We start from the raw sequence: 20,103 nt of genomic DNA, 5'->3' as shown, positions 1-20,103 counted from the left end.
TGAATAAAACCTGCGCCCAGCGCCCGTCAATCCTGCGCAATGTGCTACAAAAAAAGTAGCGGCCTATTCAGTGATGCCCGTGCGTGCGAGCAGATCGCTGACCAGTTCGAGCCGCATCAACGGACTGTCGAGCTCCATCAGGCGCTGGCGCAGTTCGAGTTGCATCGGCACCAGTTCGCACCAGCGGTTGGCCACCCAGCCGCAATCGTTGAGCTGGTAGGGCGCGCCGATCGGCAGCCGCACCGCTTCGCCTTGCGCGCGCCGGCGTTCTTCCAGCGTGTCGATCAGGCGCTGCAGCGCGGTGGCGGTGTGCCGCAGGTCGTCGGGGATTTCGAGCGCGATGTCGTCGCTCACGGCCTCGACTTCGGCTACCCACAGGCCGTGCTTCTGCAGCTCATTGCTGCGAACCCGAAAGCGTTGCGTGCCCACGCATTCGATCTGCAGCAGGCCGCTCTGCGGCGATTCGAACTCGCGGATCATGGCCAGCGTGCCGATGGCGGCGAAGCTTTCCGCATCGGCGCCGGCTTTGCGCACTTCGCTGCCGCTGGTGAGGCTCACCACACCGAAGGGCGCGTCGGCCTTGCGGCACTTGCCGATCATGTCGAGATAGCGAACCTCGAAGATGCGCAGTGGAAGAAGGCCGCCCGGAAACAGGACCGTACCGAGCGGGAACAATGGCAGTGAATGCAAAAAGGGTTGTGTCGTCATCGAAGAGCCTTGCGTGGCTATCATCGCATTCCGCTCACGGCCACGCCCCATGCTCTATCAGATTCCCTCGTTCCTTCTCGACGTGATCGTCGGCCTCCTCGGCGGCGCATGTCTGCTGCGGCTCTACATGCAGTACCACCGGGTGCCGTTCGGCAATCCGCTCGGGCGCTTCGTGTTCGCCATCACCGACTGGATCGTGCTGCCGCTGCGGCGCATCGTGCCCGCGGTGAAGCGCTGGGACATGGCAAGCCTGATCGCGGCCTGGTTGCTGGTGATGCTGAAGTTTCTGCTGCTGTGGCTGCTGGTGGGCAACCTGGGGCGCATCGCGACCTTGCCGCTGGTGTCGCTGGTCGGGCTGATGCAACTGGCGGTTTCCGGCCTGACCGCGCTGCTGGTGGTCTACGCGGTGCTGTCGTGGATTCCAAACGCCTCGCCGATGCTGCTCGACCTGATCTCGCGCCTGGCCGAGCCGCTGGTGCGGCCGTTTCGCCGCTTCATTCCGCTGATCGGCGGGGTCGACCTGTCGCCGCTGGCAGCCATCGTCGTGTTGCAGGTGATCGCGATCGTGCTGGGCAACCTGCTGGTGTTTGCCTATCAACTGACTTTCTGAAGCGGCAATAAAAAAGGGCCCGGATGCATCGCACCCGGGCCCTTTTGCTTTTGCCCTGTTTCGCTCAGCTGACCGCGTCGGCCGGCTGGCGCAGCAGCATGGCCAGCGTGCTGGCGATGGTCTTGCGCAGTTCGCGGCGGTCGCTGATGAAGTCGATGGCGCCCTTGGTCTGCAGGAACTCGGCGCGCTGGAAGCCTTCGGGCAGCGTCACGCGCACGGTCGATTCGATCACGCGCGGGCCGGCAAAGCCGATCAGCGCCTTGGGCTCGGCGATCACCACGTCGCCCACGAAGGCGAAGCCTGCCGACACGCCGCCCATGGTCGGGTCGGTCAGCACGCTGATGTAGGGCAGGCCCTTCTTCGCCAGGCGCGTGAGCGCGGCATTCGTCTTGGCCATCTGCATCAGCGAGAGCAGGCCTTCCTGCATGCGCGCACCGCCGGTGGCGGTGAAGCAGATGAACGGCACCTTCTGCTCGATGGCGGTTTCGACACCACGCACGAAGCGCTCGCCGACCACGCTGCCCATGGAGCCGCCCATGAACTCGAATTCGAAGCAGGCCACGACCACACTGATGCTGTGCACCGAGCCGCCCATGACGACCAGCGCATCGGTTTCGCCGGTGTTTTCCAGGGCTTCCTTCAGGCGCTCGGGGTACTTGCGGCTGTCCTTGAACTTCAGGGCGTCGACGGGCAGTACTTCCTGACCAACTTCATAGCGGCCCTCGGCATCGAGGAACGCGTCGAGCCGCGCGCGGGCGCCGATGCGGTGGTGGTGGCTGCAGCTGGGGCAGACGTTCTGGTTGTGCTCGAGGTCGGTCTTGTACAGAACGGTCTCGCAGGCGGGGCATTTGATCCACAGGCCCTCGGGCACCTGGCGGCGCTCGGACGGGTCGGTTTGTGCGATCTTGGCGGGTAGCAGTTTTTCAAGCCAGCTCATAGGGGCTCCTTGTGTTGGCGGTGATTATCGACCAGCCGCGTTCTTGGCCGTGGCGGCGGGCAGCGCGTCGAGCGCCTCGCGGATTCCCGCAAGGAATTCGCGCACCGCCGGCACCACCCGATCGCGGGGCTGGTCTTCGATGAGTTGAATGATCTTGGTGCCGATGATGACCGCATCCGCGGCCGATCCGACCGCCTGCGCCGTGCGCGCATCGCGGATGCCGAAGCCCACGCCGACCGGGATGCTCAAGTGCTGGCGGATGCGCGGGACCATCTGGCCGACCGCCTCGGTGTCGAGGTGGCCAGCGCCGGTCACGCCCTTGAGCGACACGTAGTAGACGTAGCCGCTGGCGATGCGCGCGACCTGCGCCATGCGCTCGTCGGTGCTGGTCGGGGCCAGCAGGAAGATCAGGTCGATGCCGGCGGCCTTCAGCTCGGCGGCGAAGTCTTCGCATTCCTCCGGCGGGTAGTCGACCACCAGCAGGCCGTCGACGCCGGCGGCGACCGCATCGCGGATGAAGGCCTTCTTGCCGTGCACGAGGTCGTAGCGCTCGACCGGGTTGGCATAGCCCATCAGCACCACGGGCGTCGTCGAGTCCTTCTGGCGGAAGGCGGCCACGATGGCGAGCACCTGCTTCATGCCGATGCCCAATGCCAGCGCGGCTTCGCCGGCTTTCTGGATCACGGGCCCGTCGGCCATGGGGTCGGAGAAGGGCACGCCCAGCTCGATCACGTCGGCGCCGGCCTCAACCATGCCGTGCATCAGCTCGGGTGTGATGTCGGCGAAGGGGAAGCCGGCGGTCACGTAGGGAATCAGGGCGCGACGGCCGTCTTTTTTCAGCGCGTCGAAGGTGGCGGCAATGCGGCTCATCACTTGCCTCCCTTCACGCTCAGGCCGCGCATCGAGGGCCGGTCGTAGAAATCGACGCCCGACAGATCGGCGACGGTGCCGATGTCCTTGTCGCCGCGGCCCGAGAGGTTCACCAGGATCGACTGGTCGGGGCGCATGGTCTTGGCGAGCTTCATTGCATGGGCCAGGGCATGGCTGGATTCGAGCGCGGGGATGATGCCCTCCGTTCGGCACAGGTAGTGGAAGGCTTCGAGCGCTTCGGTGTCGGTGATGCCGACGTATTCGGCGCGGCCGATGTCGGCCAGGTACGCGTGCTCGGGGCCCACGCCTGGGTAGTCGAGGCCCGCGCTGATGCTGTGGGTCTCGGTGATCTGCCCGTCCTCGTTCTGCAGCAGGTAGGTGCGGTTGCCGTGCAGCACGCCGGGGCTGCCGCGCAGGATCGACGCTGAATGCTTGCCGCTGTCGAGCCCTTCGCCAGCCGCTTCGACGCCAATCAGGCGCGTGCCCGCGAACGGGATGTAGGGGTGGAAGATGCCCATGGCGTTGCTACCGCCGCCCACGCAGGCGACGACCACGTCGGGCTGCCTGCCCTCGGCCTCGCCGGTGATGCCGTCGGCCGCGAGCATGGCCGGCATCTGCTCGATGCACTCGGTGCCGATCACGCTCTGGAAGTCGCGCACCATCGTCGGATAGGGGTGCGGGCCGGCGACGGTGCCGATGATGTAGAAGGTGTTTTCCACATTGGTGACCCAGTCGCGCATCGCTTCGTTGAGCGCGTCCTTCAGCGTCTTGCTGCCGGATTCGACGGGTACCACGGTCGCGCCGAGCAGGTTCATGCGGTAGACGTTGGGGCTCTGGCGCTTCACGTCCTGGCTGCCCATGTAGACCACGCATTCGAGGCCGTAGCGCGCGCAGATGGTGGCGGTGGCCACGCCGTGCTGGCCGGCGCCGGTTTCGGCAATGACGCGGGGCTTGCCCATGCGGCGCGCGAGCATCGCCTGGCCGATCACATTGTTGATCTTGTGCGCGCCGGTGTGGTTCAGGTCTTCGCGCTTCAGGTAGATCTGCGCGCCGCCCATTTCACGGCTGGTGCGTGCGGCGTGGTAGATCGGCGAGGGGCGGCCGACGAAGTGCTTCAGCTCATAGTGGAATTCGGCGAGAAACGCCGGATCGTCCTTGAACCTGGCGTACGCGTCGCGCAGTTCGTTGATCGCGTGGGTGAGCGTTTCGCTCGCGAAGGTGCCGCCGTAGTTGCCGAAATGGCCGGTGGCATCGGGTTGCTGGTAGTCCTGGAATTGGCTTTGCATGGTTCTCGATCGGTGAGCCGCAGCCCGACAACGATCGGCTGCGGCGGCTAACTGGAGAAGGACGCGTCGGCAGCCCTGACGGCTGCGACGAATTGCCGGATCTTTCCGGCGTCCTTGAGGCCCTTGTTCCCGGGACCGTCGATTTCGACGCCCGAGCTCACATCAACGGACAGCGTCTTGCAGCGCGTCCGCAGGATGCGAATGCCATCGCTCACGTTTGCAGGTGTGAGCCCACCACTCAAGACGAGGTGAGCGTCGACGGCGGGTGGAAGAAGTGACCAATCGAATGCCTTGCCGCCACCGCCATAACCTTCGACATGCGCGTCGAGCAGGATGGCCTGGGCGTGGGAGTAATCGGACGCGTATTTTACGAGGTCGAAGCCGGCCCCGGCAGCCCCCAGCGGAATGCGGGCGGCGCGCATGTAGCGAAAGCGCCCCGGGCCGCTGGCTTCTTCGCACTGTTGGGGCGTCTCCTCGCCGTGGAATTGCGCGATGGCGCCCTTCACGCGGCTGAGTGCTGCTATGACTTTGGGAGCATCCTCGTTCACGAACAGCAGCACGGGCGTGATGAACGGGGGCAGGCGCGAGGCCAGTTCGGCGGCGCGCTCGGGTGTCACGGCGCGGGGGCTCTTCGCATAGAGCACGAAGCCGATGGCGTCGGCGCCGGCTTCGACTGCCGCATCCACGTCGGCCTCACGCGTCAGGCCACAGATCTTGATGCGGGTGCGGGGAACGGGAGGCGCGGTCATGGCGGGCCATCATACGGAGCCCCGCCGGCCTGCAGCGTGGCTTCCGCCGGCAGACCCCACTTGGCGTCGTACAACGGGCCCAGGAAATACAGGCCGTCCGCGGAGAAGGTGGGCGCCGCCACCTTGCGGCTGCGCGCCTCGAGCACTTCAGAAATCCACTCGGACGGTTCGTCGCCACGGCCGATGCGCACCAGGCAACCCATCAGGTTGCGGATCATGTGGTGCAGGAAGGCGTCGGCTTCGAATTCGAAATGCCAGCGGCAGCGTTCGCCGTCGCCCACGCGCGTGATCTCGATGCGCCGCAGGTCCTTGACTGGCGAGCGCGCCTGGCAGGCCGAGGCGCGGAACGAACTGAAGTCGTGCCGCCCAACGAGCAGCGCGGCCGCGGCGCGCATCGCATCGCCGTCGAGCGCATGCATCGACCAGCCGACCCGGCCCGTATCGAGGCTGGGCCGCACCGGCGATTGAGAAAGCACGTAGAGGTAGCGGCGCGCCAGGGCGCTGGCACGGCAGTGGAATTCGTCGGGCACCGGCTGCGCCCACTGCACCGCGATGTCGTCGGGCAGAAAGCGGTTGGTGCCGCGCATCCAGGAGAAGGGTTCGCGCTCGACGGTGGTGTCGAAGTGCACCACCTGCATCAGCGCGTGCACGCCGGCATCGGTGCGGCCGGCGCACAGCGTGCCGATGGGCTGCGCGGCGAACTTCGTGAGAGCCGCTTCGAGCTTGTCCTGCACCGTGCGGCCCGAGCGCTGGCTTTGCCAGCCCTCGTACGCTTGGCCGTTGTACCGGATGCCGAGCGCCAGCCTCACGAATTCAGGAAGAACGACAGGAGCGGCAATCGCTCAGCGCAGTTCTGCGAGCAGTTGACGGGCTTGCGACTTGAGGTCGCCGGCGCTTTCGGCTTCGACTTCCTCGACCAGCGAACGGGCGCCTTCGACGTCGCCAATGGCTTGCAGTTCGCGAGCGAGCGACAACTTGACCGCGTGCGGGCTCTCATCGCCTTCGTCGTCGGGCGCAGTAGCCGCAGGCCTTGCTGTTTCGGCCGAGCGGGCAGCCGGCAGGCCTGCCAGTGCGCTCATGTCGAACTCGATGAAACCCGAGTCGGCCGGCAGCGCATTGCGCAGCGCGGCGGGGCGGGTGTTGTGTTCCGCATCGCTCAGCGAGCTGGGGAGCGTGTCTGCCGACAGCGCGCCGGGGGCGGTGTCGAAGTCGTTCTCGAGATCGACAGGCGTTGCGGCGTGGCCGTTCGACAGGGACGGCGCGGGGCGTGCTGTCGTCGGAGCGGGCGCGTAGACCGACTTCGGCAGGCTGGCGCCGACCGGTGCGTGCTGGACCGGCGCAGGGGCGGGTGCCGGCGGCGTGGTCAGGTCGAGGTCGAAGTCCAGCGGTGCCACCGAGGGCACGAAGGCGGGCGGTGCAACGGCCACTGGCGGTGCTGCGGGAGGCGGAACTGCTGCCGGCTTGGCGGCCGAAGCGAGGGCGCCTGCGAAGGCGGCCGTCTCGGCAGCGCTGGCACCGCCACCGCTGCGGGGAGCGCCCGATTCGTACAGCGGGTTGCCCGGATCGAGATCCTTGCCCATGTCGACCACGCGGGTCCAGTCGGAGCCGAGGCCGCCGGTCAGCTTGTGCACTTCGGTAGCCAGGCCTTCGTAGGCGCGCACATCGCGGCGCTTGGCGTGGATTTCGAGCAGCTTCAGGTGGATGGCGGTGCGGTCCGGGTTCAGGCGCAGCGCTTCACGCAGGATTTCCTCGGCCTGCAGGTCGCGGCCGTAGGCCAGGTACACGTCGGCTTCGGCCACGGGGTCTACGTCGCCCGCGTCGAGCTGGCTCGGCGAGTACGACAGCGACGAGACGGTGGAGTCGCCGCGATGCTTGGTGTCGACCGATTCACCGCCGCTGGCGCCGAAGAACGAGTCCTTCGGGATGCGGCTTTCGAGGAACACGCTTTCGCTCATTTCCTCGCGCCGGCGGCCCAGCACGCGGTACAGCAGGAAGCCGATCAGCAGCGCGATCAGCGCCGCGCCGGCCAGCATCAGCGGGTTGTCCAGCAGCTCTTCGAGGAAGGTGGGCTCCGGCGGGGGCGGCGGAGCGGGCTTCTTCACGACTGGCTTCGGTGCAGCGGCGGCCACCGCAGCGCTCGCTGCCGCCGTCGCGGGAGCTGCACCGGCGTCGGTTGCAGCTGGCGCGGCAGCGGCTGCCTCGGCCGTCGGGGCCGGTGCAGCAGCAGGGGCCGCAGCCGTTGCCTCGGGCGTGGGCGCGGGGCTCGGTGCTGCTGCGGCGGGAGCGGCCGGTGCGGCTGCCGCAACGGGGGCGGGAGCCGGAACTGGTGCAGCAACAGGTGACGGTGCAGGGCTTGCGACCGGGGGAGCGGTCGTGGCACTGGTGGTCGGTGCCGGAACCGGGATGCCCGGCGTCGACGGTGCTGCCGGCGCAGCGGCTGCGGCAGGTGCCGACGAACCGGTGCCCGTTGCAGCCTTGAGCTTGTTCAGCTCGTTGATGTTCTTCGACAGTTCCGCGACGCGGTTGTTGTTGTCTTGTGCCTGACGGGTCTGCGCGACCTTTTCGTCGGCGGCGCGGGTGGCCGCGTTGCCTTGCGAGATCGTGAGCTTGTCGGGGGCACTGGCCGCTGCATTGCGGTCTTCGACGTTGGCTTGCAGCTTGCCCGATGCCTTGCGGCTGGCGGCGGCCACGTTCGAAGTCGGCGCGTTGTCGGCCAGGCGCTGGCGGTAGGCGCCGAAGTCGCGGCTCTGTGCCGTGACCGTGCGGCGGGCTTCGTCCGGCAGAATGGCGGCCGCCTCGGCACCGCTCGGCAGATCGAGCACCGCGCCGGCGCGCATGCGGTTGACGTTGCCGCCGACGAATGCATCGGGATTGGAGAGCAGCAGCGCCACCAGCATCTGGTCCAGCGACACGTCGGCTGGCTTGTGGGCGCCGGCGATCTTGCTGGCGGTGTCGCCGCGCTGAACGGTGACCTGTTCGCCGCCGCCGCTGCGAACTGCCGGAGCGGCTGCGGTGACAGGGGCGGGTGCTGCCGCAGCGGGCGCAGGCGCCGGTGAAGCTGCCGCAGGCGCAGAGGGGGCTGCCGAAGGCGCAGCCGGCACCACCGGAGGGCGCTCGCGGCGAGCACGGGCTGCCGGGGCAACGCGTTCGGTCGGCGTGGCGATCTGGGGCGAAATGGGCGTGGCCGGTGCCGCCGCCTGGCGCGTGGCCGGCGGATCGAGCAGCACGGTGTAGTCGCGCACGATGCGGCCCGACGAACCGTTGGCCTCGAGCAACAGGTCGATGAACGGGTCGTTCAACGGGCGGTTACCGCTCAAGCGCACCACGTATTGGCCGCCGGCGCGGCGCTGAAGCGTCGCCTTGACGTCGCTCAGTGCCGAGTTGTACGGAACGCCCGCGCTCTTGAAAGCTTCGGCCGTGGCGATGTTGATCTTCAGACCGTCCGCCTCGTTGGCGGCGATTTCGGTCACGTCGATCTCGGCGCGCAAGGGTTCGCCCAGCGCCGATTGCACCTTCAGCTGACCCAGCGCGAATGCGCTGGCGTCGGTGCTGACGATGCCCAGGGCCACGGCTGCCGCCGCGCCAAGGATGGAAAGGCGCCAGCCATTCGATGGCAGAGGCGGGCGAGCGGCCGATGGGCTGGCCGCAGGCAACAGATGTCTTGTCATGCTGATAGGGGGCGGCTCAGGCCCAGAATTTGTAAGAGGACGTTAGCACCATCACCGGGCACTGACAAGGCAATGCGCTTGTTCTACCCAGTGCGCGCATACTTACGCACACATTCGATGTTGCCGTAAGGCAACAATTCATGTTTCAAAAGGCCCTGAGCAGCCCGCATCAGGCTTCGAGCAGGATACGCAGCATGCGGCGCAGCGGTTCCGCGGCGCCCCACAGCAGCTGGTCACCGATGGTGAAGGCACCAACGTATTCCGGGCCCATCGCCAGCTTGCGGATGCGGCCAACAGGAATGTCCATGGTGCCCGTCACGGCCACCGGCGTCAGGTCCTTCAGGGTGGCTTCGCGCGTGTTCGGCACGACCTTCGCCCAGGGGTTGTCGGCGGCGATCATCGCTTCGATGTCGGCGACCGGCACGTCCTTCTTGAGCTTGAAGGTCAGGGCCTGGCTGTGGCAGCGCATCGCGCCGATGCGAACGCAGAAACCGTCGACCGGCGTGGCAGCGGTGCTGAAGCCCGGGCCCTGGCCGAGGATCTTGTTGGTCTCGGCGCCGCCCTTCCACTCTTCCTTGGACATGCCGTCGCCCAGGTCCTTGTCGATCCAGGGGATCAGCGAGCCGCCCAGCGGCGCGCCGAAGTTGGCCGTTTCAGCGGCGCTGAGGGTCTGCTGCTTGTGCAGCACCTTGCGGTCGATTTCGAGGATGGCCGACTTCGGGTCGTCCAGCAGGGCGCGCACTTCGGCGTTGAGGGTGCCGAACTGGGTCAGCAGCTCGCGCATGTGCTGCGCGCCGCCGCCCGAGGCTGCCTGGTAGGTCATGCTGGTCATCCACTCGACCAAGCCTGCCTTGTAGAGGGCGCCCACGCCCATGAGCATGCAGCTCACGGTGCAGTTGCCGCCGATCCAGTTCTTGCCGCCCTTGGCGAGCGCGTTCTCGATGACCGGCAGGTTGACCGGGTCGAGCACGATGATCGCGTCGTCCTGCATGCGCAGGGTGGAGGCGGCGTCGATCCAGTGGCCGTTCCAGCCGGCGGCGCGCAGCTTGGGGAACACCTCGCTGGTGTAGTCGCCGCCCTGGCAGGTGATGACGATGTCGCACTTCTTCAGTGCCTCGATGTCGTTCGCATCCTTCAGCGCGGTTTCGTTCTTGGCCATCGCCGGGGCCTTGCCGCCGGCGTTGGAGGTCGAGAAGAAGACCGGTTCGATGAGACCGAAGTCGCCTTCGGCGTGCATGCGGTCCATCAGGACCGAGCCGACCATGCCGCGCCAGCCCACGAGGCCGACCAGAGGTTGAGATGCGTTCGCCATTTCAGTTTGCCCTTATGAAAAAAGAAAAATTTGTCTTTTCTTGCCCCCGACTCGTCGAGCCGGGGAGGGGCGTGACGAAGCGGGCTGCGGTTAGCCGGTAATCGTCTTTTTGGTGATTGCTGCAACGACCGCGTCGCCCATTTCGCGGGTGCCGACGCGCTTCGTACCTTCTGACCAGATGTCGCCCGTGCGCAGCCCGGAGGCAAGCACGTCCTTGACCGCCGACTCGATACGGTCGGCAGCTTCGGCTTGGTTGAGTGAGAAGCGGAGCATCATGGCAGCGGACAGGATTGTAGCCAAAGGATTGGCAACCCCTTTGCCGGCAATGTCGGGGGCGCTCCCGTGGCTGGGCTCGTACAGGCCCTGGTTGCTCGAATTGAGCGATGCCGAGGGCAGCATGCCGATGGAGCCGGTGAGCATCGCGGCCTCGTCCGAGAGGATGTCGCCGAACATGTTGCCGGTGACCACCACGTCGAATTTCTTGGGGGCCTTCACGAGCTGCATGGCCGCGTTGTCGACCAGCATGTGGTCGAGTTCGACGTCCGGATATTCCTTCGCGATGTCGAGCATCACGTCTTTCCACAGCTGCGAGGTTTCCAGCACGTTGTTCTTGTCGACGCTCGTCACGCGTTTGCTGCGCTTGCGGGCGGCCTCGAAGGCCACGCGGGCGATGCGTTCGATCTCGGGGCGCGAATAGCGCATCGTGTCGAACGCCTCTTCGGCGCCCGGGAAGTGCCCGTCCGTCGCGATGCGGCGGCCGCGCGGCTGGCCGAAGTAGATGTCTCCGGTCAGTTCGCGAATGATCAGGATGTCCAGGCCCGCGATCAGCTCGGGCTTCAAGCTCGATGCATCCACCAACTGCTCGTAGCAGATGGCGGGACGGAAGTTCGCGAACAGGCCGAGGTTCTTGCGCAGCCCCAGGATCGCCTGCTCCGGCCGCAGCGGCCGGTCGAGCTTGTCGTACTTCCAGTCGCCGACGGCGCCGAACAGCACTGCGTCGGCTTCTTTCGCCAGCTTGAGCGTCGATTCAGGCAGCGGATGGCCGTGCGCCTCGTAGGCCGCGCCGCCGACCAGCGCCGACTCCATCTCGAACTTCAGGTCGAGCACGTCGAGCACCTTGACGGCTTCCGCCACGATTTCGGTGCCGATGCCGTCACCCGGGAGAACTGCGATTTTCATAAATTGGTCTGAGGTTTTTTGAGAACGGAAATGCGCGCGATCAGGAGATCATCGTGTGCGCGAGCCACGGCTTCTGCGCCAGGCGCTCGGCCTCGAAGGCCTTGATCTTGTCCTTGTGGCGCAGCGTGAGGCCGATGTCGTCCAGCCCGTTGATCAGGCAGTACTTGCGGAAGGCCTGCACATCGAACGCGAACTCCTGCCCATCGGGCTTCACGACCACCTGGCGCTCCAGGTCGATGGTCAGCTGGTAGCCCGGGAACGCGAAGGTCTCGTCGAACAACTGGGCCACCTGCGCTTCGGGCAGCACGATCGGCAGCAGGCCGTTCTTGAAGCTGTTGTTGAAGAAGATGTCGGCGTAGCTCGGCGCGATGATCGCGCGAAAGCCGTACTGGTCGAGCGCCCACGGCGCATGCTCGCGCGACGAGCCGCAGCCGAAGTTCCTGCGCGCCAGCAGTACCGAGGCGCCGGCGTAGCGCGGCTGGTTCAGCACGAAGTCGGGGTTCGGCTTGCGGCTGGCCGGGTCCTGGCCCGGAAAGCCGGCGTCGAGGTAGCGCCATTCGTCGAACAGGTTCACGCCAAAGCCGGTCTTCTTGATCGACTTCAGGAACTGCTTCGGAATGATCGCGTCGGTGTCGACGTTCTCGCGGTCCATCGGGGCCACGAGGCCCTTGTGCACGGTGAATTTCTGCATGTGTTGTCTCCAGATCAGGCGAAGGTGCGCACGTCGACGAAGTGGCCGTGCACGGCAGCAGCGGCAGCCATGGCCGGGCTCACGAGGTGGGTGCGGCCGCCGGCGCCCTGGCGGCCTTCGAAGTTGCGGTTGCTGGTGGATGCGCAGCGCTCGCCGGGCTCGAGCCGATCGGCGTTCATTGCGAGGCACATCGAGCAGCCGGGCTCGCGCCATTCGAAGCCAGCGGCCTTGAAGATCAGGTCGAGCCCTTCGCGCTCGGCCTGTTCCTTCACCACGCCCGAGCCGGGCACGACCATCGCGAGCTTCACGTTCTTCGCGACCTTCTGGCCGAGCTTCTTCACCACGGCGGCGGCTTCGCGCATGTCTTCGATGCGGCTGTTGGTGCAAGAGCCGATGAACACCTTGTCGATGAAGATGTCGTTCATGGCCTTGTTCGGCTCCAGGCCCATGTAGACCAGCGCGCGCTCGATGGCGCCGCGCTTGTTCGCATCTTTTTCCTTGTCGGGATCAGGCACGCGGCCGTTGATATCGACCACCATCTCGGGCGAGGTGCCCCAGGTCACCTGCGGCTGGATTTGCGCGGCGTCGAGCTCGACCACGGCGTCGAAGGTCGCGCCAGGGTCGGACTGCAGCGTGCGCCAGTAGGTCACGGCCTGGTCCCACTCCACGCCGGTGGGCGCGAGCGGACGGCCCTTCACGTAGCTGATGGTCTTCTCGTCGACCGCCACCAGCCCGGCGCGCGCGCCGGCCTCGATGGCCATGTTGCAGACCGTCATGCGGCCTTCCATGCTCAGGTCGCGAATGGCCGAGCCCGCGAACTCGATGGTGTAGCCCGTGCCGCCGGCCGTGCCGATCTTGCCGATGATGGCCAGCACGATGTCCTTGGCGGTGCAGCCGAGCGGCAGCTTGCCCTCGACCTTCACGAGCATGTTCTTCGCCTTCTTGCCAAGCAGCGTCTGCGTGGCCATCACGTGCTCGACCTCGCTGGTGCCGATGCCGTGCGCCAGCGCGCCGAACGCGCCGTGCGTGGAGGTGTGCGAGTCGCCGCAGACGACAGTCATGCCCGGCAGCGTTGCGCCCGACTCGGGGCCGATCACGTGCACGATGCCCTGGCGCTTGCTCAGGAACGGGAAGAACGCGGCCGCGCCGAATTCGGCGATGTTGTGGTCGAGCGTGGTGACCTGTTCCTTGCTGGTCGGATCGGCAATGCCTTCGTAGCCGCGCTCCCAGCCCGTGGTGGGCGTGTTGTGGTCGGCGGTGGCCACGACCGAGCTGATGCGCCACAGCTTGCGACCGGCTTCGCGCAGGCCTTCGAAGGCCTGAGGGCTGGTCACTTCATGCACCAGGTGGCGGTCGATGTAGAGGATCGCGGTGCCGTCTTCCTCGGTGTGGACGACGTGTTCGTCCCAGATCTTGTCGTAGAGCGTGCGTGCCATGTCGGTCTCTTGTCTTTCGTGGGGAAATGGATTGTCTGTCGTTGCGGCCGTGAATTCGAGGTTCAGGCCGCGATCTGTTCTGCAGCGTCCGCAGCCGCGTGCAGGTGATTCACCAGCGAGCGCGCCGCCACCGGCAGGGTGGAGAAGTCGCGCGCCACCAGCCGGATCTCGCGTGCCGCCCAGGCGTCGTTGAGCGCCACGCTCACGAGGCCGCGGCCGATACCGTTCTGCATGAGCTCGAAGGCACGCTGCGGCATCACGCCGATGCCCAGGCCGTTCTCGATCATCCGGCACATGGCGTCGAGGCCCGTCACGTGGATACGCAGCTTGATGCTGCGGCCGGCGTCGAGCGCGGCCTCGTGCATCGCGACGTAGATCGAGCTGTTGGTGTGCAGGCCGACGTGGTCGAAGTCGAGCGAATCCACGAAATCGATGGCGCCCTGCGCCGCCTGCGCATGCCCCGTGGGCACGATCAGCGCGAGGCGGTCGTGCCGGTACGAGAGGCTTTGCAACTCGCCCGCGCCGCCGGCCACGTGGCACACGCCGAGGTCGGCCGCGCCTTCCTGCACCGCGCGGATCACTTCGCTGCTCAGGTGTTCTTCAAGGTCGATCTTTATGGCCTCGTGGGCGCGCGTGAACACGCCCAGGTCTTCGGGCAGGAACTGCACGATCGCCGAGATGTTGGCGTGCACCCGCACGTGGCCGCGCACGCCGTCGGCGTATTCGCTGAGCTCGCCCTGCATCTTCTCCAGGCTGTAGAGCACCGAGCGGGCGTGATGCAGCAGGCTTTCGCCAGCGGGCGTGAGGTCGACGCCACGCGCGTGGCGGTAGAGCAGGGTGGTGCCGAGCGTGGCCTCGAGGTCGGACAGCCGCTTGCTGATGGCCGAGGCCGCGATGAACTCGCGCTCGGCAGCGCGGCCGATGCTGCCCAGTTCGCACACGGCAACGAACAGCTGCAGCGACGTGAGGTCGATGCGGCGGGCGAAGTTGCGTTCGGATGTGCTCATGGGCTGTGGGGAGTCATCGCGCTTTGCGATGAGATTGCCATTTTCCCCTTGTTTTCGCCCTGCATCCATCGCGATGCACGATGGCATCGTTGCCGGGTGGCGACGGGATGCCCTGCGGCTGCACGGCTTCGCCGTGCGCGTCACCCAGGCCTGGTTTGCGTTTTCCACGTTCCCATCGGCAGCTTCCACAGCGGCGGCATCTGCGAGAACGGCGGCACCGTGTGGACAAGCTTGGCCAGGGCGAGCCGGCTGTCGGTGCCGATCTTGCTGAAGATCGCCTTCAAATGCGCCTTGACGGTATCCAGAGTGACGTTCATGGCACTGGCGATGGCCTCGTTCGAGTTGCCTTGGGCAATCCACACGGCAACCTCGACCTGACGCTGCGTCAACTCCGGAAAGGCGTAGCGAAGACGGTCGGCTGGGGGGAGGTTGTCGACGGTGCGCTGCTGCGCCTGGCGGTATACACGCAGCACGTGCCCTCGGTAGATCTGGAGCCGGTCGCGCTGCGCATCGCTGTATGCCGGTCGCCCGATGACCCGATGCGCGCTCAGATCCAACGCGTATTCGCCATGCTGAATCAGGACGCCCATGATGCGGTGAGCGCCCGATGGCAGGAATACATCGCGAGCCATGGGGAGCGCCATGAATTCCTCGTCGGTGAAGACATCCGATTCGCGCACCGCGCGCTCGCCGTAGAAGGCGGGATCCTTCTGCCAGAAAGGGTGGCTGCCCGCGTGACGTGCGTAGGCCTGGAACGCTGCCTGGCGCCGATCCGGGTCGTCTTCGACCGACAGCAGCGCGCGCAGCTCGCCGCTGCGATGGTGGACCTCCGTCCAGCCGACCACGTCGGAGTCCGTCAGGCGGACCACACCCTCGAAGAGCAGCTGCGGCAGCGTCAGCAGGTCAGGTTCGGCCTCGTAGAGGCGCACGATTTCCTGCAACAGGAGCGGGTCGGTGTTCATGACTACTCTTTCGGGTAATTGAATCGTCCTGTTGCAAATCTTACATTGGCTCCTTTAAGTCTCCCGGATGCCCGGCATCGCTCCGTCGCGAGCAAGTGCCTCGAGTGGCGTTCCGTGAAACGCGGCTGCGACCACGTAGCCGGATCCGACAAAACAGAACGGGATCAACAGGATGAATCGCACTTTCAGGGTCGTCTGGAACGGGAGTCTGGGCGTCTGGCAGGCTGTGTCTGAACTGGCCGTGTCGGCCGTCAAAGGAGCGGGCGCGGGTGGGAAGCGCCGCGCACGGCGTCGCGCTGCGGCGAGCGCGATGTTCGCGGTGTCGCTGGGCCTGGCCGCGCCGCTAGCGCACGCGGCCGACGTGCTCCTCATAGGCACCGGCGGCACGGGCGGCGGTGACGGTGGTAACGGCAGCATCAGCGGCGGCGGTGGCGGGGCAGACTTCTACCTTCCAGGCGCTGGTGGTGCGGGTGGTGTTCCCGCTCCGACGCAGACTCTCCCCAGCCCGGCCAGCGGCAGCAGCCTCCTGCCGATCTACGACTACGTCGGCATCGGGGGCGGCGCCGGCGGCGGGGACGGTGCCAACCTGGGCGGCATGAATGGAGGCGACGGAGGTGCGGGGGTGCTCAATCTCAACGGCACGGCCCTGAACGTCACCAACACGCTGTTGATCGGCGGTGCCGGTGGCGGTGGCGGTTCGGGCGGAGCCCCTTTCACACGGGGCGGCAATGGCGGCACGGGCGGCAGTGGGACGCTCACTGCCACCGGCGGGGCGACCATCACGGTCGGCACCCAGCTGTACATCGGCGGCCTGGGTGGCACGGGCGGCAACTGCGGCTGCTCCGGCAACGGCGGGGCGGGCGGCGCGGGTGTCTTCAACCTGGGTGATGGCAGCACGCTGAACCTGGCCGGCGCCGCTTTCACCATCAATGGAAACGGCACGCTCAACATCGGCAATGCCACGGCCAACGGCACGACCGCCGGCACCGTCACCGGGCTGGTCGGCAGCATCACCAATGCGGGCACGATCAACTTCAACCAGTCCGATGCCGCCTACACATTTGCCACGGCCATCGCCGGCACCGGCGCGGTCGTGCAGAACGCCAGCGGCATCACCTTCCTGACCGGGGCGAACACCTATTCGGGTGCCACGATCGTCAACGCCGGCCTGATCAACTTCAGCAACGGCGGCAACCTCGGCACCGGCCGCATCACCCTGAACGGCGGCGGCCTGCAATGGGCCGCGGCAAACACGACGGACATTTCCGGCCGATTGAACGCGCTGGGTGCAAGCGGTGGCACCTTCGACACCAACGGCAACGACGTGACGCTGGCAAGCGGCATCAGCGGTATCGGCGGCCTGACGAAGACGGGCGCCGGCACCCTGACGCTGACGAACGCGAACAGCTACACGGGCGAGACGACCATCAGCAACGGCACGCTGAAGCTGGCCGGCGCGGGCACCCTGGCCGGGGCAACCGGGGTATCGCTGACGGGGGCCAGCGCGGTGTTCGACCTGTCGACCGGCAACAGCCAGTCGGTGGCGCACCTGTCAGGCGTGGCGGGCAGCCTGGTGGCACTGGGTGCCAACACCTTGACCCTGACCGACAACACATCGCAAACCTTCGGTGGCAGCCTGACCGGCACCGGCGGCGGCCTCGTCAAGCAAGGCACCGGCACGCTGACGCTCTCGGGCGCCAGCACCTACACCGGCGGCACCGCGCTGCGCCAGGGGCGCCTGAACCTCGGCAACAACCTGGCGCTGGGCACTGGCACGCTGTCGATGGACGACGACACCACGCTGGGCTTCAGCGCCGACGGGCTGACGATCGCCAACGCGATCCAGCTCACGGGCAACAACGATCCGGTCATCGACACCGGCGCATTCAACGCGACCTTGAGCGGCGCGATCAGCGGCGGCGGCTTCATCACGAAGGAAGGCACGGGTACGCTGACGCTGTCGGGCGCCAACAACTACACCGGCGCGACCAACGTCGCGCAGGGCACGCTCAAGGCGGGCGCCGCCAACACCTTCAGCGCGGCTTCGGCGCACAGCGTGGCTTCGGGCGCGACGCTGGACCTCGCCGGGTTCAACCAGACGGTTGCTTCGCTAGCCAACAGCGGCACCGTCTCGCTGGTGGGTGCGACCGCAGGCACCACGCTGACGGTGACGGGCGCGTACGTCGGCAACAACGGCGTGCTCAGGCTCGGCACCGCGCTCAACGGCACGGGGCCGTCGGATCGTCTGGTGCTCAACGGCGCAACTGCGGTGGCCAGCGGCAAGACCACGGTGCAGATCACCAACCTTGGCGGCCTGGGTGCGCTCACCAGCGGCAACGGCATCGAGGTGATCACCGCGCAGAACGGCGCGACGACCACTGCGCAGACGACCAAGGATGCGTTCTCGCTGGCCAATGGCCACGTGGATGCCGGCGCCTACGAGTACCGCTTGTACGCCGCCGATGCCAACGGCGCAGGCGAGAACTGGTTCCTGCGTTCGAGCACCACCGCATCGCCAGGTGCGCCCACGTCCTCTGCGCCCGTGGTCACCTACCGCGCGGAAGCCTCGCTCTACGCCGCGCTGGCGGGCCAGCTGCGACAGGGCAACCTCGCGATGCTGGGCGACCTGCGCAAGCGCGTGGGAGATGACGACGTCAAGGGCACCGCGACCACCCCGACCGGTTCTGATCGCCGCGCCTGGGCCCGCGTGCTCTCCACCGACATCGACATCCGGCAGGGCGGTGCCGTCTCGCCATCCAGCAAAGGGCGCCTCACCGGCTTCCAGGCCGGCACCGACCTGCTGGTCATGCCGAACTGGCGAGCAGGCCTCTACGTCGGCCAGCTCGACGGCGACGCCCGCGTGAACGGCTTCGCGAGCGGCATCCAGAACCTGGCCGTGGGCCGCAACGACCTGCGCAGCCAGTACCTGGGCGTGTACGGCACCTACACCAGCGACAGCGGCTTCTACGCCGATGCGGTGGTGCAGTCGGGCCGTCACCGCTACACGGTCGAGCCATTCCTGAGCCCGGGTGTCGGCGGCAAGGGCAACAGCCTGCTGGGCTCGATCGAGGTGGGCCAGGCCTTTGCGTTGGGCGGCAGTGGCTGGAGCGTCGAGCCGCAGCTGCAGCTGATCCACCAGCACATGGATCTGAACAACTCCGCCATCGCTGGCGCCATCGCGCAGCCGCAGGCCGACAGCGGCTGGATCGCCCGTGCGGGCGTGCGGGTGAAGGGCCAGATCGACACCGGCATGGGCGTGCTGCAGCCGTACGGCCGCTTCAACGTCTACAGGACATCGAGCGGCGCGGACATCGCGCGCTTCGTGAACGGGGCGACGACGACCGATATCTCGGCGCCCACGGGCGGCACAAGCACCGAGCTGGCAGGTGGCTTCACGCTGGCGCTGGGCCAGACGACAAGCCTCTACGGCGAAATCGGCAAGCTCTGGGCCAGCGGTGGCGACGCCAAGGTTAAGAGCTCGATCAACGGGTCGATCGGCGTGCGGGTGAAGTGGTGAAAGGCTGAGCCCGGAGCGGATCAGTCCGCGGGAACCCCCGCGCTCCAGGCAGGCCAGTTGCCCACGATCGCGTCCACCAGAGGGCGTCCCGCGATCAGGAGATTGCCGGTGGCGATCGGGAAGCCGCCCGACTCGGCATTCAACGAGGCGTAGGCTGTCTGCCCCTGGTAGGGCCGATCGAAATTGGAGGCCGTGCGAAGAACCGCCACGCGCTGCAGGTCGAGCAGCCCCGCGCTGGCGCCTCGCTTCAATGCCTCGTAGGTGGCGTTGTCTTCCTGCTGGGTGGTGCAGTACCTGCCCTGCCCGTCGGTCACGAGTGAAATCCAGCGCGTGGCGGTTTCGCCCAGGAACCTGCCGTGCCAGTAGGTGTCGCCGGCCGCGGTGTCGCATTGCAGGACCGACGGGCGGGCCTTGGCGGTTGCCTGCGAATACCTGGCGCGGTAGGCGCGTGCCTTGTCGTTGTCGGCCAGCGGTGCATTGGCCGAGAGCTTCAGGGCCTTCTGCAGCAGCTTCTCGTTGAGGCGGAAGACCTCGGTCCGGTACTCGAACTTGGGCTTCGAGTCCGGATCCTTGGCGCCGATGCCGAAGTAGCCAGAGCGCCAGGTCGACGGCATTTCACGCGCATCGATCTCATGCGCGATGCCGAAGTCGACCAGGAACCGGGCCCAGGTGGCAGAACCGATGGTCGAGACATTCGGGTCGACGCCCGCGATGCCGGCCACCAGGAAGTAAGTCTTCGAGAGGTCGAACTTCCCGCTGAACACCAGTGCCGTGATGGAAGCCGCCGCATTGGTGTGGCCCATGCCGGTGGTGACCTGGCACACCGAATCGGCGTTGCACCTGACCTGCGGATCCTCGGCGGACAGGCCGGGCACCTTGATCTCCCGGGTCAGCTTCAGCGGCTCGAACCACACCTGTGCCTCGGGCTTGAACATGCTGATGATGAGAACCTTCACTGCAATCTGCTGTGGCGGCTTCGCGCCGGGAGCGTCGGTAGCGCAGCCGAACAGCAGCGTTGTCGCGAAGGCGGTGAACGCCGCCCTCGCGCCAAACCAGGTCACGCGTTGAAAAACTGACATTCGCCTTCTCCTTCTTGAGCCCAAAGAGATCGCAATTTACAGGCCAAAAAAAAGCTGCCCGAAGGCAGCTTTTCTGATCATCGAGATTCGAC

The 20,103-nt window shown here is 66.8% G+C and carries 16 protein-coding genes; 2 read left to right on the top strand and 14 right to left on the bottom strand.

Translation table 11 applies throughout. The annotated features are described in order from the left end of the window. Positions 1 to 63: 63 nt before the first annotated feature. Positions 64 to 708 (bottom strand): LON peptidase substrate-binding domain-containing protein, encoded by a 645-nt coding sequence (locus tag AC07O3_RS11445; RefSeq protein WP_495339352.1) that lies wholly within the window; start codon positions 706 to 708, stop codon positions 64 to 66. Positions 709 to 757: 49 nt separating this feature from the next. Here AC07O3_RS11445 and AC07O3_RS11440 point away from each other — a divergent pair, with 49 nt between their 5' ends. Further along, the gene (locus tag AC07O3_RS11440; RefSeq protein WP_093049480.1) at positions 758 to 1,318 is read left to right on the top strand and encodes a YggT family protein; all 561 of its coding nucleotides are present in this window, start codon (positions 758 to 760) and stop codon (positions 1,316 to 1,318) included. A 64-nt stretch (positions 1,319 to 1,382) separates the two neighbouring features. On the opposite strand, the gene accD is transcribed toward AC07O3_RS11440, so the two are convergent. From accD to AC07O3_RS11380, 12 genes are all read right to left on the bottom strand, one after another. Further along, entirely contained in the window at positions 1,383 to 2,255 is an 873-nt protein-coding gene (gene accD, locus AC07O3_RS11435) for an acetyl-CoA carboxylase, carboxyltransferase subunit beta (RefSeq protein ID WP_012746558.1), read from the bottom strand. Between the two features lie 24 nt (positions 2,256 to 2,279). Beyond that, on the bottom strand, positions 2,280 to 3,125 hold the full coding sequence (gene trpA / locus AC07O3_RS11430; RefSeq protein WP_495339351.1) for a tryptophan synthase subunit alpha: 846 nt from the start codon (positions 3,123 to 3,125) through the stop codon (positions 2,280 to 2,282). After that, positions 3,125 to 4,411 (bottom strand): tryptophan synthase subunit beta, encoded by a 1,287-nt coding sequence (trpB, locus tag AC07O3_RS11425; protein WP_093049486.1) that lies wholly within the window; start codon positions 4,409 to 4,411, stop codon positions 3,125 to 3,127. Before trpB ends, trpA begins: the two co-directional genes overlap by 1 nt. Before the next feature lie 47 nt (positions 4,412 to 4,458). Next, entirely contained in the window at positions 4,459 to 5,160 is a 702-nt protein-coding gene (locus AC07O3_RS11420) for a phosphoribosylanthranilate isomerase (protein ID WP_093172150.1), read from the bottom strand. Beyond that, positions 5,157 to 5,969, bottom strand: coding sequence for a tRNA pseudouridine(38-40) synthase TruA (gene truA, locus AC07O3_RS11415; protein ID WP_495339350.1), 813 nt, complete (start codon positions 5,967 to 5,969; stop codon positions 5,157 to 5,159). Before truA ends, AC07O3_RS11420 begins: the two co-directional genes overlap by 4 nt. 33 nt (positions 5,970 to 6,002) lie before the next feature. Then, on the bottom strand, positions 6,003 to 8,828 hold the full coding sequence (locus AC07O3_RS11410; RefSeq protein WP_495339349.1) for a FimV/HubP family polar landmark protein: 2,826 nt from the start codon (positions 8,826 to 8,828) through the stop codon (positions 6,003 to 6,005). 169 nt (positions 8,829 to 8,997) lie between these two features. Then, entirely contained in the window at positions 8,998 to 10,140 is a 1,143-nt protein-coding gene (gene asd, locus AC07O3_RS11405) for an aspartate-semialdehyde dehydrogenase (protein WP_495339348.1), read from the bottom strand. Positions 10,141 to 10,230: 90 nt separating this feature from the next. After that, positions 10,231 to 11,319: a 3-isopropylmalate dehydrogenase gene (gene leuB, locus AC07O3_RS11400; protein ID WP_093049500.1), complete on the bottom strand. Its 1,089-nt coding sequence runs from the start codon at positions 11,317 to 11,319 to the stop codon at positions 10,231 to 10,233. A 40-nt stretch (positions 11,320 to 11,359) separates the two neighbouring features. Continuing rightward, the gene (leuD, locus tag AC07O3_RS11395; protein WP_093075564.1) at positions 11,360 to 12,010 is read right to left on the bottom strand and encodes a 3-isopropylmalate dehydratase small subunit; all 651 of its coding nucleotides are present in this window, start codon (positions 12,008 to 12,010) and stop codon (positions 11,360 to 11,362) included. Between the two features lie 14 nt (positions 12,011 to 12,024). Further along, positions 12,025 to 13,446 carry a 3-isopropylmalate dehydratase large subunit gene (gene leuC, locus AC07O3_RS11390; protein ID WP_093049506.1) on the bottom strand — a complete coding sequence of 474 codons (1,422 nt, stop codon included), beginning with the start codon at positions 13,444 to 13,446 and terminating at the stop codon, positions 12,025 to 12,027. Positions 13,447 to 13,508: 62 nt separating this feature from the next. Next, the gene (locus AC07O3_RS11385) at positions 13,509 to 14,453 is read right to left on the bottom strand and encodes a LysR substrate-binding domain-containing protein (RefSeq protein ID WP_495339347.1); all 945 of its coding nucleotides are present in this window, start codon (positions 14,451 to 14,453) and stop codon (positions 13,509 to 13,511) included. Positions 14,454 to 14,593: 140 nt separating this feature from the next. Further along, complete coding sequence (locus AC07O3_RS11380; RefSeq protein WP_307613610.1) at positions 14,594 to 15,415, bottom strand: helix-turn-helix transcriptional regulator; 822 nt, start codon at positions 15,413 to 15,415, stop codon at positions 14,594 to 14,596. Positions 15,416 to 15,587: 172 nt separating this feature from the next. Here AC07O3_RS11380 and AC07O3_RS11375 point away from each other — a divergent pair, with 172 nt between their 5' ends. Further along, on the top strand, positions 15,588 to 18,932 hold the full coding sequence (locus AC07O3_RS11375) for an autotransporter outer membrane beta-barrel domain-containing protein (RefSeq protein ID WP_495339346.1): 3,345 nt from the start codon (positions 15,588 to 15,590) through the stop codon (positions 18,930 to 18,932). A gap of 20 nt (positions 18,933 to 18,952) precedes the next feature. Here the strand turns inward: AC07O3_RS11375 and AC07O3_RS11370 are convergent, their stop codons facing one another. Further along, the gene (locus tag AC07O3_RS11370) at positions 18,953 to 20,011 is read right to left on the bottom strand and encodes a purine-nucleoside phosphorylase (RefSeq protein WP_495339345.1); all 1,059 of its coding nucleotides are present in this window, start codon (positions 20,009 to 20,011) and stop codon (positions 18,953 to 18,955) included. Positions 20,012 to 20,103 lie beyond the last annotated feature (92 nt).

This window comes from Variovorax sp. GW821-FHT09D05 (assembly GCF_059416325.1).
This window is presented reverse-complemented; position numbering and strand designations above follow the sequence as displayed.